Genomic DNA, 12,313 nt, shown 5'->3' with positions numbered 1-12,313 from the left:
AAATGGGCGTATTAAAATGTAGGGATTGTGGAACTCTTTTTCCTGAGGCTTTGATAACATCCTGTAGTGAGTGTTACGGTCCTGTGGATACATGCATAGAAGACATTGACAGGAGCATAAAAAGCAAGATAGAGAGTCGTTATCCAAGCATGTGGAGGTATTTGGAGTTCCTACCTTTAAATGATACAAGAATGGCGGATTTAAATGATGGATGGACTTCTTTACTCAGAAGTAATAGACTTGGAGAGATTATCGGCATTAAAAATCTTCATTTAAAATTTGAAGGTACTAATCCAACGCAATCTTACGAAGACCGTTCCGTAAGTATCTCCATAAATAAAGCGATTGAATTTAACAGCACTGCAATAGGATGCGCTTCTACCCATTATATTGCCGACTCTGTAGCAGCGCATGCGGCGAAAACTGGATTAAAATCTTATATCTTTGTTCCGGACACGACACCCACCGAAATAATATCCCCTCTATTATTGTATGGAGCGCAAGTATTGAAAGTTTATAGACAAGAAGGAGATATAGACTGTCAATGCCATGGGAATGATCCGGCTACATGTACATTGGTTACAAGAATCGCTGAAAAACCCGAACTGGGTTTGCCGATTGTTGACCTGGATTTGCGTACTTATTTTAATTCTGGTTATAAGACTTTGAGCTACGAGATAGCAGAGCAACTCGGATGGAAATCACCTGATAACATTGTGATTCCAGAAGGCTCAGGCTCTCTCACTTATAATATGTATTTAGGGTTTAAGGAACTGTACGAATCAGCACTAATAGAAGACTTACCTAAATTTTTTATAGTTCAATCCAGTGGTTGTGCTCCAATTGTTGATGCTCTGGTTCACAGAAAAGAAATGCCAACCCCATTAAGGAATCCCATGACTCTCTGCGAAAATCTACGAGTCGGTGATCCAGCCGATGGTCTTTATGCCCTTAGAGTAATTAAGGATGGTGGGTATGGTATCGCAATTGAGGATAAAGAAGGAGTAGAATATGCGGAATTGATCGCAAAGAAAGAAGGAATATTTCCAGATTTTAGTGGAGGGCTGGCGGTTGCCGGACTGGTAAGACTATGCCAGGATAACAGAATAAGCCCGACTGAAAAAACCGTTGTTGTGATACCTGCTTCCGGTATTAAAAACAGAGATTACTGTCGGCCAGATTGGAATTTGAATGTGCCAAGGATCTCATCAGATATTGCTGAGTTACAATCATATTTAGAAAAGGAGAAGGTAAATTTGACAAACACGGTAAAAATGGTGGTGCCGGAGAAGTTGCTATGATACCCGCTACTGCATTGAAGAACAAAAATGACATCAGGTTAGAAAGGAGAGGATAAATTTGAAAAAAATGGTAAAATTTGGAATAATAGGCGGTTTCCTTGGCGCAGGTAAAACAAGCACTATAATAGAAATAGGAAAAAAATTAGTAACCGATTACGGCAAGCGTGTGGCAATAATCACGAATGATCAGGGAGAGGAACTGGTGGATACCAAAATCGTCAAAGATTACGGCTTTGAAGTTGGCGAAGTTCTGGGTGGATGTTTCTGCTGTAAGTTTCCTGATTTTATGACATCATCTGAGGAAATCCTCAAAAAGACCAACCCGGATATAATTCTTGCTGAGCCTGTTGGAAGCTGTACAGATATCCCAGCGACCCTGCATATGCCAATAAGAAAATTTTATAAAAATACTTTCAAAATAGCGCCGCACATCGTACTTGTGGATGCTAAGCGCATACTTAATATGTCTTCTGAGATGGATTTAGCTTTCCCGGTTACATCCACAGGATATCTGTTCTCGCATCAGATACAGGAAGCTGAGGTTCTCGCAGTGAACAAAATAGACCTTGTGTCCCCTGCTCAAATAGAACAAATAAAAGGAATATTAAAGAAACTCAACAGCAGGGCTGAAGTAATGTTGATCTCAGCTGCGAACGGAACCGGGATGGATATACTGGCTGAGAAAATATTGAATGATGAATACAAAAACTATTATTATCCGCATGTTGACTATAACGTTTATGGCATCGCTGAGGCGAATATGGGATGGTTAAACGGCGTGTGGAAAGTAGATAGTAAACATGATTTCAAAGTCAAGGAATTCATAAAGGATATTCTGATGACCGCAGCAACAATGATAAAACAAAACAATGGCGATATAGCCCATGTCAAGCTCTATTTCACCAACAAGAACAATTTTTCAAAAGCCAGCTTTGTCTCATTTGATCAGGATGTGTGCTTCACAGGTTTAATTCCAGATAAAGCGGCAACCGGAGAGATGGCAATAAATGCCCGTGTTGCAATCGGTCCCAAAGAGCTGAAACAATCTATTATGGATTCGCTGGAAATAGTATCCTCAAAGTATAATACGAAACTTAATGCACTGAAAATAGAAAGTTTCAGTCCCCCGCAGCCCAAGCCTTATCATCGGATTTTGGTATGAGCTTATTCAAGAAAATCCTAGCAGAATTTATCGGAACATTTGCTTTGGTTTTTGCTGGAACGGGTGCTATAATTGATGATAGATTAACAGGAAAATTGGGGGTGATTGGTATTGCCATTACATTTGGATTGGTAGTTGCAGTTATGGTATATTCTTTAGGACATGTATCTAAAGCCCATTTTAATCCTGCTGTGACGATTGGATTTGCTTCAGTCGGGAGGTTTAAGAAAAATGAGGTGCTCCCTTACATTACTGCCCAAATAGGTGGTGCGATCTTTGCCAGTGCAGTGCTTTATTTAATGTTTGGTAATGCCAGGAATCTTGGCGCTACCTTGCCCAATGGTTCATGGGAACAGTCATTTATTTTAGAAGTTATAATGACTTTCTTTCTGATGCTGGTAATAATATCAGTCGCATCGGATACCAGGGTTAAACCCGAAGTTACAGGTATTGCGATCGGTGGTGTCGTAGCCATGGACGCGCTTTTCGGGGGACCAATTTCCGGGGCATCGATGAATCCGGCCAGGTCTTTAGGACCAGCGATAATTGGTGGAATATATAACTATCAATGGATATATTTGATAGCCCCAATTATTGGCTCTTTAATTGCAGTCTCAATTTATGAGTTCGTCAGGATTAGTGAAACTGATGAAGAGATGAGTGAAAAAAAAAGGTCGTTCGTTTAAAGTAAATCTCTAATATATAAATTGTCATAGACTGGTTTAATAGATAATTAGATATTAATAATACTATGTCTTTGGCAATGGTTGTCAATAACTGAAATCCTGTTGGATTAGTTATGATAGTTTATCAACATAAAATTTGCATAGGAGATAACAGAATCAAGAAGGCGCTTTTGACCTTCGCAAAAAAGAACTTATCTCTATAACCGATTCAGTGCTCATCAGATATCTGTGTTTCTTACACAATCGAGATACTGTTTCGAATTCTCGATGTCTAATAGTGTAAAGGTACTTTTCTATTCTCGCTATTCTTTTGTAAACAACTGCCTTTCATAATTAGATATTATCTTCTTGCTTTCGTTACTGATGTGCCAGAGCTAAAAATATAAGTGACGAGGCTTGACAAGGCCAAAAATTGATTCTAAAAACCGGGTTTTCACACCGGGTATTATAGCTTTTTGGAAAAGAATTCTTACTTCCCACGGCACTCTTTAAAATATAACCCTATAAATGAAATTATAGCTATCACTATGATAAGACCTGCCAGAATCGCATAGCTCCCTTCGCCAAGGGTTATGGAGAACTTCTCAGCGCTGAATGGATAGAAGAGCATGATCCCATCGGCTGATGTATATCTCATTATGTTATCTTCGATATGTTGGGATATGCTGTCATTGCCCACAACCTGATTTGCCAGATTCTTAATTGTATGATTCGAGTTATCAAATAGAAAAATGTCCAGGGCAGAATGCGACCAGAAGCCTAAGAGTAATGGAGCGAAAAGAGTGCGATTTTGGATCGCAAGCAACAGTGCAAATACAAGTAATACCAGTGGTGAATGCAGCTCGCTGCGATGATGCCAGAGTATGTCCAGATCTGGGAATAAACCGGCAACAGCCACAAATGCCATTTTCTTGCGAGTCATATCTTTCAATATGATTGTACCAAGTGCAAGGCTAAATAGCAAATGCGAGATCCAGTCCATATTTTATGAGAGAGTGATCAATTTTTCCTTATCAATATTGCTCCTCGCGAATTTAAGCTATGTGGGCTACTTCCTTGATGATTTATAGCCATTCAGGGAATTCTCTTTTGCGTGCTACAGGTTCCGTGAAAAATCAAAACACAGAATTGTCGGTATTACATTAAAGGGCCAGTCAACAATTCCTGCTGAAATGAGAATGCGATATGAGTTCGAAAAACGGGCGCCGCGAAGATAAGTTTCCATGGGGCGTTGATACAGGCATACTTGTGTCGCTGCTGACTGACATGCTCCTGCTCCAATTATGATAGCATCGAAGATTTCCATGATACTCCTCCGGATCAAGTACCCTATGACCTATGCAATATTACCTGCAATATTCTCTATCTCTTTCACACCTTCGCTTTTGATCTGTATATCAGACCTGCATTTAACTCCAAGACCAAGTTCTACTGCCCTTTTTATCTGGGGCTGCTCCCATACCGATCTGTTCTGTATTTTATCTATCGTACCAAGTGTCTTTAAAAGTGCCAGACCAAACACGTCATTCGCTACAACATCATCTGAAGCAATGACAAGACCTGGTTCCCGCAGTGTCCCGATGTTGGGTCCATCTGTTACAAAACATTTCGTAGCATCTGAAATGTAAAAATCGGGTTTATTTACAAGATTAGTCTCTGCGATCATATTGCCGAAGAGCTCATCGTTGTTCTGTCCGTGAGGAAGCTGTCTCCTGTCAGGGTCAGAGGTAATGCTTATCTGGGATTTTAACCCAATGGTGAATAATGCAGTCCAGTGCGTTTTCACGATGGGGAGCGCGATCGAGTAATCGATTTCATCAAGAATAGCGGGGACTGAAAAACCATGCGACCATGACCTGGCCTCTTTAGGTCTCACCTTTTTCCATTCCACATCATCAAAAGAGAGGATCTCATCCACTCCTTCCGATTCAGCTGCCTGGTACAGACCCAGATACTTCATCACCTTCAATGTATCCAGCGTGGTCATTGATTTCTCCGCGACAATGATCTTTGCAGGATCATATTCTTTAACCGCGCGTATAGCCCCTTTTAACACTTCAGGATTCGTTGAGCCGGGAGGGTAATCTGCTGTGTTCGCATTCGGTCTGATAAGAACAGCGGAATTCTTTTCAATTTTCATGCCTCCAGCAAGCGAGATAGCGGTTTTCACGGATTGTATTATATCCTTGTTTCTGACAACACCTACTTTTACCATATTATCCACTTTTGCATTTTGCTGCTTATTAGTACTTTCGTATATTTCCCGTGTGTTCGTACCGCGTCTCAAACAGCGGTATTGATTCTGCCTTCTATCCAAACTTATATCAATCCCTAATACCTGATCTTCAACAAGGTGATGGGAATGTCTGAACAGAATATCTCGAACTATATCGGTGCCCCTTATTTCATAAATAGCCCGACAACAAGCAAAATGGAGCTACACTCATGCACCCATACCCCGTTTTTTCAAAACGGCGGTCGGTGACTTACAGTCTGGATTGGACAGAATACATAAACGAGATGAAGAACAGAAACCTGAAAAAAGTAGCCATAGTCCAAGAGAAAGAAGTGCCGAATGAAGTAAAACAGAAAACTTAATGTCACTTCAATACTATCTTTGAATGGGGTAAATAGCTACGGAAGAACCGTATATTAAATGATTCAAGATGCATTAGGGATTCAGCCTGAATAGGTTATATGGTAGTTGCATCAAGCATTGGGGGATAATTGGTATAGAACATAAGAATGGGAGGTATAGAACATGAAACCGATTAAAGCGATTATTTCGCTGTTGTTATTGTCCTTAATTGTGGCTTCAATCGCTCCTGTTATGGGCGCTGCAAATGTAAGGAGTGTAGAATCAAAGATAACGCCTAAAGAAAAGCTTGGAAAACAATTATTTTTTGATAAAGACCTTTCAACGCCACCTGGTCAATCGTGTGCCTTCTGTCATTCCTCTGAGGTAGGATGGACCGGTCCAGATGAAAAGATTAATGCCCATGGAGCGGTTTATCCTGGCGCTGTACATAATCTCTTCGGAAACCGTAAGCCACCTTCTTCTGCATATGGCGGAGAAAGCCCGATCTTATACTTTGACAATAATGGTCAAACGTGGGTTGGCGGCATGTTCTGGGATAGCAGGGCAACTGGTACGATTCTGGGGGATCCTCTCACTGAACAGGCGCAGGGACCTTTCCTGAACCCTCTGGAACAGAACAATGCAAATGCTAGGGATGTTTGCATCAAGGTAAGCAAATCGGAATATGCCGGACTATTTGAAAAGGTTTGGGGGAAAGGTTCTCTGAATTGCGTAAACGATGTGAACGGGACGTACGAGAGGATTGTCAGATCCATCGCAGCATACGAGAGATCAAGCGAAGTGAGCCAGTTTGCTTCCAAGTACGACGAATACCTGAAAACATGCGTTGATAAGCTGGGAACAAGTAAAAAAGAGGCTTGTTTAAATGGAAATGGTGATAAAAAAACCTTAGACCCAAAAAATAAATTTACAGATAAGGAATGGAATGGACTTCAACTTTTTATGGCTCCAACCAATAATAATGGCATTAAAGGGCCTGGAGAAGGAGGTAACTGCGTTGCCTGTCATCCACCACCGTTATTTACAGACTTCACACACGATAACCTGGGGGTGCCAAAGAACCCGGAGAACCCATTCTATAAAATGCCAGATAAATATAATCCGGATGGCAAGAATTTCATAGACTACGGATTGGGAGGATTCCTCAAGACTTATGACCCGGCAGCGTTTGAACCTGAGTTGGGCAGGCAGAAAGTTCCCACCCTCCGCAATGTGGACAAAAGACCCTATCCGGATTTCGTGAAAGCTTACTCGCACAATGGCTACTTCAAGTCTCTTGAAGAAATTGTACATTTCTATAATACAAGAGATGTACCAGGGGCTGGCTGGAAAGGAGTACCATGGCCGGAACCTGAAGTACCTGATACTGTCAATAAACACGAGCTTGGAAATCTTGGGCTAACCTCTAAAGATGAGGCAGCCATTATTGCCTTCATGAAGACGCTCACGGACAAAACCCAACACGGAAGTGAGGAGGATACATAACCGACGATATCTCGAGAAGAATTGAATCAAGAAAGAGTGTGGGCGGTTCTTCCGCATACACTTTTTTTACTTTTTTATTTTCAAGTCATCTTTTTAGGCGCACTTTCTTCCGCGTACTTCAATTTTCTCTTAAAATCATAGATATCAATAGTTAATCACAACTTCTTTGTTCCACTATATAGTCCAGAGGTACGTACCGGTGAAAGTGCACTGCTAAAAGAATACTTACACTAAGTAAGGCTTTCAACAAAAATTTTAAAGCCGCCGGAGGGATTTGAACCCTCGATCTGCTGATTACGAATCAGCCGCTTTGCCGAGCTAAGCCACGACGGCGTAAAAAACACTATATCGGCATTTTCAACTAAATAGTTTTCTCAATCATTTTATCAATAGCAATATTTTTTAAGCTTGCAACCCAATTAAATGTATATGTTGATAGATATTTTAAAGATAATATTCTGTACACCTTTTTTGATATACTCTTGTTATTCTGATATTAAAACACGCCGCGTCACAAATAAGCTCTGGTTGATAATGCTCGCCGGAGGAGGTCTTTTTGTCCTGAATGACATATTAACATTCGGAATAGCCTATATTCCTCGCTTAATCATTTCAGCCGGATTGATATTCGCCTTCGTATATATTCTTTTTCAATTTGGGACCTTCGGCGGCGCTGACGCCAAATCCCTCATTGTTTTATCAATAATACTTCCTGCCTATCCAGAATTTCATGCCCTCGGATACGCATTCCCATTGAATAGACCTCTCATCCCCCTGTTTGCCTTCGGAATATTCGGAAATGCCGTCCTATTGACTATTGTCGTTCCCATTGCACTGGCCATATACAACCTTACGAAAATGGGGCTGCATATCGATAAGCCCTTTTACATCTTTGTCGGGTACAAAAGTAGAATTTCTGAACTTGCCAACAAGCATATCAAGATGATCCAGGACTTTGAAATCGTCGATGGTAATATCAAGTTCCATTTCAAGCGCGGTGGAGTGGAAATAAATGATGAGAAAATAAAGGAGCTTAAAAACGGTTTAGAAAAAGGCTTGATCAAAGATGAAATATGGGTTACTCCAGGTCTACCTTTCATGATCCCTATAACCCTTGGTTTTTTTGTAGCCGCGCTATATGGCGATCTGATTTTTGAGCTGACCAAATATCTTATTATTTAAAATCCCGAAAAAAAGTAATGAAAACAATATAAGATGAAATAAGTGAGCATAGCAACTTTCTGCAGTTCCCTAGAGTTCGCACATCATAGTACAATGCAAAACGTTGACGGGCTTAACTGCTGTGTTCGGAATGGGAACAGGTGTTGCCCCGCCGCTTTGGCCGCTATACTCACTTATGACTGTAAGCGTCGCGCCCGCTGCAATGCGCACACAGCCCCGCGGGCATATGTGGATTTTTACGAGCACAACATAGAAGACCTCGGATTTAAGTCCGAGGACTCCTTAAACACAATCTGAATATCGCCCGAATGTAGCAAAACAAATCTAGCAAGGACGTTAGTAGTCGACGGGCTCAACACCTCGTCACCTTGGTGCTTACACCCCGACTCTATCAAACTCGTCTTTTACGAGAGTCCTGAGAAGTCTCTTTTTAGGTGAGGTTTCAAGCTTAGATGCTTTCAGCTTTAATCCTTTAGTGCGTAGCTGCCCTGCGTTGCCTTGCCAGACAACAGGTCCACCAGTGGCACCGTTGCACAGTTCCTCTCGTACTAAATGCAACTTACCCTCAGACTTCAAGACACCCCTTATAGATAGTAACCGACCTGCCTCACGACGGTCTAAACCCAGCTCACGATCTCCTTTAATAGGCGAACAACCTCACCCTTGGCCGCTGCTGCACGACCAGGATGGAAAGAACCGACATCGAGGTAGCAAGCCGCCGGGTCGATATGTACTCTTGCCGGCGACGACTCTGTTATCCCTGTGGTAGCTTTTCTGTAGTCAATAGCCCTCACCAAGAGGGCGTAGTGGTTCGCTAGACCAGACTTTCGTCTCAGGATTTCTTGTTATGCGAAATCCAGTCAGGCTGACTTATGCTCTTGCACTCTACTGTGAGTTTCCGACTCACATGAGTCAACCTTTGGGCGCCCTTGATATCTTTTCAAGGGCGTGGCGCCCCACCCAAACTGCCCACCTATAGGTGTCCTCGTTTCCAAGTTAGGGTCGTAGTCTCAGAAGGGTAGTGTCTCATTGTCGGCTCCACCTTACCCGAAAGTAAGGCATCGACGCCTCCTACCTACACTGCGCATCCAAAACCACAACCCAGCTACAGGCTGCAGTAAAGCTCAACGGGGTCTTCACTTCCCCTAAGGGGTCTCTAGACTCTGCACTAGAATGTAAAGTTCACCGGGTTCTGACTAGGGACAGTAGAGCACTCGTTGATCCATTCATGCAAGTCGCCAATTAAGCGACAAGGTACTACGCTACCTTAAGAGGGTTATAGTTACCCCCGCCGTTTACAGGCCCTTCGTCCCGTTGTACCGGGTGTTCAGGTACCTGCACTGGGCAGGATTCACCAACTGTACTCATCCTTTCGGATTAGCAGTCAGCTATGTTGTTATTAGACAGTCAGTGCTCCCTGGTCTCTGCGACCTGCCTTCTTCAAGGCAGGCACTCCTTATTCCGAAGTTACGGAGCTAATTTGCCGAATTCCCTTAGCCAGTTTATGCCGACACGCCTTAGTCTTCTCAACTAGGGGCACCAGTGTCGGTTCTTGGTACGAGCATTTAGTCGCCTTTTCACGGGCACCTGGAATTAATCAACTTGAGCCATCACGCCTTCACCGGCTTCTCACCATTACGGTTCTCCACCAGTTTAAACGCTTGGACAGGCAGGCATGCCTGCTTGATCTATCCGGATGCGTCGGCCCCTTGCGGGTATGACTAAATGGTACAGGAATATTAACCTGTTTCCCTTTTGTCGTATACGATGGTCCACAGGACTTCACAGCCCTGCTTCTACCCAAACGAGACGCCTTCCTACAGAATCACCTTTCGGTGTCCCGTGGTATCGGTGGTCGGCTTGAGCCCCGTCCATTTTCGGGGCCCCAAACCTCGACTGGTGAGCTGTTACGCACTCTTTAAAGGATAGCTGCTTCTGAGCTCACCTTCCAGTTGTTTTGGGCTTGGGACGCCCTTTTTGTGTTTACACTTAGCCGACACTCTGGGACCTTAACCACGGTCTGGGTTGTCTCCCTCACGCACTGTTAGCTTATTGCGGTCCTCAACGCCCCTTTCGAGACGCTTCAACCTGCCTCCGCCTAGATCGCTAGGATTCGGGTCGTACTCTAGTGACTCCACGCACTTGTATACGCTGCGCCTCACAGTGTTGCGCGCATATTGCTTTCGCTTCGGCTTCCCATATGAGGTTAGCCTCGCCACTTGGGTACATTCCCTGGCCCGTTCTTCAAAACGTAATATACGACGCTGGCAGTATAGCCCGTACTAATGCCTCGCGACATATTCCTTCGCTATACAGATCCTTTCACGCCGTATCGCTCCATTACCATCCGATTTCAGGCACTTTGCACCTCCCTTCTTGGGGTACTTTTCAGTTTTCGCTCACGCTACTACTACGCTATCGGTCTCAAGACGTATTTAGTTTTGGAAGTTGATGACTCCCGAATTCCCGCGAGAATTCCGACCCACGGTACTCAAGACCAAACCACAGTCCGCCAGTTTACGTCTACGTGACTATCACACTCTATGATCTGACGTTCCAGACAAGTTCGACTTCACTGGTTTGCACTGTATATGGCTTGGCTTATGACACTACATTTCCCTTTCCTTTCGGTAGGGATTCAGTTTAAACTCTGCCGTTTTCGCTCGCCGTTACTAGCGGCATCTCGATTGATTTCTTTTCCTGCCCCTACTAAGATGTTTCAATCCGGGGCGTTCCCGATCCTTACGGATCAGCACTTACGCACTGAGAGGTCCCATTAGGAGATCCTCGGTTCAAAACCTCCATGCGGTTCGCCGAGGCTTATCGCAACTTGGTACGTCCTTCATCAGCGCTTGAGCCGAGCCATTCACCGGATGGCTTATATGCCAGAACACGTTTCACTACATTCAGTTAGCGTCCAGATTGTGCTTATACACGGTTTCATTCAGCAAGACTCTGGTCAAGAATCCGCTACTCTACCCTTCCGCAGCAGCATTACACTGCTGAGTGCATCGGTAAGAGTCCCCGGTTTTAAACCCGGGACTACATACATGGACTCGCTGGGACTCGAACCCAGGGCCTCCGCCTTGCAAAGGCGGCGATCTTCCAACTGATCTACGAGCCCTTATCGTGGTCTCGTATGGCCCACGAACCTCTTCGGCGTGACAGTTTTTCGATTTCCAATCGACAGAATTTAGCATACGTTTGTATGCTGCGTTAGGAGGTGATCCAGCCGCAGATTCCCCTACGGCTACCTTGTTACGACTTAACCCCACTCGCGAAGCCTAAATTCGAACTTGTTAAAGCAAGCCCTCATTCAGACCTCACTCGCATGGTTTGACGGGCGGTGTGTGCAAGGAGCAGGGACGTATTCACCGCGTGATATTGATACGCGATTACTACGGATTCCGGCTTCATGAGGGCGAGTTGCAGCCCTCAATCCGAACTGAGGCTGGGTTTAGGAGATTACCGTCACCTTTCGGTGTTGGTGCCCATTGTCCCAACCATTGTAGCCCGCGTGTAGCCCGGACCATTCGGGGCATACTGACCTACCGTAGCCCGCTCCTTCCTCCGCTTTAGCAGCGGCGGTCCCCACAGTGTGCCCATCATCCTTGCGGATATGCTGGCAACTGTAGGCACGGGTCTTGCTCGTTGCCTGACTTAACAGGATGTCTCACGATACGAACTGACGACGGCCATGCACCTCCTCTCAGCGAATTCGGTAAGGTCTTTAGCCTGACCTTCATAGTGCTGTCGAGTCCGGTAAGCTTTCCGGCGTTGAATCCAATTGAACCGCAGGCTCCACCCGTTGTAGTGCTCCCCCGCCAATTCCTTTAAGTTTCAGCCTTGCGACCGTACTTCCCAGGTGACTCGCTTCAAGTTTTCACTGCGGCACCAG

Annotated in this window: 8 protein-coding genes, 2 tRNA genes and 3 rRNA genes; 6 read left to right on the top strand and 7 right to left on the bottom strand. The window is 44.2% G+C overall.

What is annotated here, in order from left to right; all coding sequences use genetic code 11:
• Positions 1-2 precede the first annotated feature (2 nt).
• The 3 genes from O8C65_00215 to O8C65_00205 all read left to right on the top strand — a co-directional run bounded on the left by O8C65_00215 (position 3) and on the right by O8C65_00205 (position 3,149).
• Positions 3-1,301, top strand: coding sequence for a threonine synthase (locus O8C65_00215; GenBank protein ID MCZ7355333.1), 1,299 nt, complete (start codon positions 3-5; stop codon positions 1,299-1,301).
• Positions 1,302-1,368: 67 nt separating this feature from the next.
• A complete protein-coding gene (locus O8C65_00210; GenBank protein MCZ7355332.1) occupies positions 1,369-2,463 on the top strand; it encodes a hypothetical protein in 1,095 nt (364 codons plus the stop codon).
• Positions 2,460-3,149 carry an MIP family channel protein gene (locus O8C65_00205; GenBank protein ID MCZ7355331.1) on the top strand — a complete coding sequence of 230 codons (690 nt, stop codon included), beginning with the start codon at positions 2,460-2,462 and terminating at the stop codon, positions 3,147-3,149. Before O8C65_00210 ends, O8C65_00205 begins: the two co-directional genes overlap by 4 nt.
• Positions 3,150-3,618: 469 nt before the next feature.
• Here O8C65_00205 and O8C65_00200 read toward each other — a convergent pair whose 3' ends face one another.
• Positions 3,619-4,131, bottom strand: coding sequence for a metal-dependent hydrolase (locus O8C65_00200; protein ID MCZ7355330.1), 513 nt, complete (start codon positions 4,129-4,131; stop codon positions 3,619-3,621).
• A 354-nt stretch (positions 4,132-4,485) separates the two neighbouring features.
• Positions 4,486-5,364: a DUF362 domain-containing protein gene (locus tag O8C65_00195; protein ID MCZ7355329.1), complete on the bottom strand. Its 879-nt coding sequence runs from the start codon at positions 5,362-5,364 to the stop codon at positions 4,486-4,488.
• Between the two features lie 230 nt (positions 5,365-5,594).
• Here O8C65_00195 and O8C65_00190 point away from each other — a divergent pair, with 230 nt between their 5' ends.
• Both O8C65_00190 and O8C65_00185 read left to right on the top strand, forming a co-directional pair.
• The gene (locus O8C65_00190) at positions 5,595-5,747 is read left to right on the top strand and encodes a hypothetical protein (GenBank protein MCZ7355328.1); all 153 of its coding nucleotides are present in this window, start codon (positions 5,595-5,597) and stop codon (positions 5,745-5,747) included.
• A 163-nt stretch (positions 5,748-5,910) separates the two neighbouring features.
• Entirely contained in the window at positions 5,911-7,233 is a 1,323-nt protein-coding gene (locus tag O8C65_00185) for a cytochrome C (protein MCZ7355327.1), read from the top strand.
• Between the two features lie 259 nt (positions 7,234-7,492).
• On the opposite strand, the gene O8C65_00180 is transcribed toward O8C65_00185, so the two are convergent.
• Positions 7,493-7,566 (bottom strand) — tRNA-Thr (locus O8C65_00180).
• Positions 7,567-7,662: 96 nt separating this feature from the next.
• Here O8C65_00180 and O8C65_00175 point away from each other — a divergent pair.
• Positions 7,663-8,415 carry a prepilin peptidase gene (locus O8C65_00175; GenBank protein ID MCZ7355326.1) on the top strand — a complete coding sequence of 251 codons (753 nt, stop codon included), beginning with the start codon at positions 7,663-7,665 and terminating at the stop codon, positions 8,413-8,415.
• A gap of 46 nt (positions 8,416-8,461) precedes the next feature.
• Here the strand turns inward: O8C65_00175 and rrf are convergent.
• From rrf to O8C65_00155, 4 genes are all read right to left on the bottom strand, one after another.
• Positions 8,462-8,583, bottom strand: a 5S ribosomal RNA gene (gene rrf / locus O8C65_00170).
• A gap of 151 nt (positions 8,584-8,734) precedes the next feature.
• A 23S ribosomal RNA gene (locus tag O8C65_00165) occupies positions 8,735-11,309 on the bottom strand.
• A 157-nt stretch (positions 11,310-11,466) separates the two neighbouring features.
• A tRNA-Ala gene (locus O8C65_00160) sits at positions 11,467-11,539 on the bottom strand.
• Positions 11,540-11,633: 94 nt separating this feature from the next.
• Positions 11,634-12,313: ribosomal RNA gene (locus O8C65_00155) — 16S ribosomal RNA — on the bottom strand; the annotation flags it as partial.

The organism is Candidatus Methanoperedens sp. (assembly GCA_027460535.1).
Classification (GTDB): domain Archaea; phylum Halobacteriota; class Methanosarcinia; order Methanosarcinales; family Methanoperedenaceae; genus Methanoperedens.
The sequence above is the reverse complement of the archived record's forward strand: the minus strand, read 5'-3'. Positions and strand labels throughout refer to the sequence as shown.

Bases quoted from the DNA above. Each gene is read 5' to 3' on its own strand.
- O8C65_00195 (MCZ7355329.1), bottom strand. From the start codon at position 5,364: ATGGTAAAAGTAGGTGTTGTCAGAAACAAGGATATAATACAATCCGTG.
- O8C65_00190 (MCZ7355328.1), top strand. From the start codon at position 5,595: ATGCACCCATACCCCGTTTTTTCAAAACGGCGGTCGGTGACTTACAGT.
- O8C65_00185 (MCZ7355327.1), top strand. From the start codon at position 5,911: ATGAAACCGATTAAAGCGATTATTTCGCTGTTGTTATTGTCCTTAATT.
- O8C65_00215 (MCZ7355333.1), top strand. From the start codon at position 3: ATGGGCGTATTAAAATGTAGGGATTGTGGAACTCTTTTTCCTGAGGCT.
- O8C65_00205 (MCZ7355331.1), top strand. From the start codon at position 2,460: ATGAGCTTATTCAAGAAAATCCTAGCAGAATTTATCGGAACATTTGCT.
- O8C65_00200 (MCZ7355330.1), bottom strand. From the start codon at position 4,131: ATGGACTGGATCTCGCATTTGCTATTTAGCCTTGCACTTGGTACAATC.
- O8C65_00210 (MCZ7355332.1), top strand. From the start codon at position 1,369: ATGGTAAAATTTGGAATAATAGGCGGTTTCCTTGGCGCAGGTAAAACA.
- O8C65_00175 (MCZ7355326.1), top strand. From the start codon at position 7,663: ATGTTGATAGATATTTTAAAGATAATATTCTGTACACCTTTTTTGATA.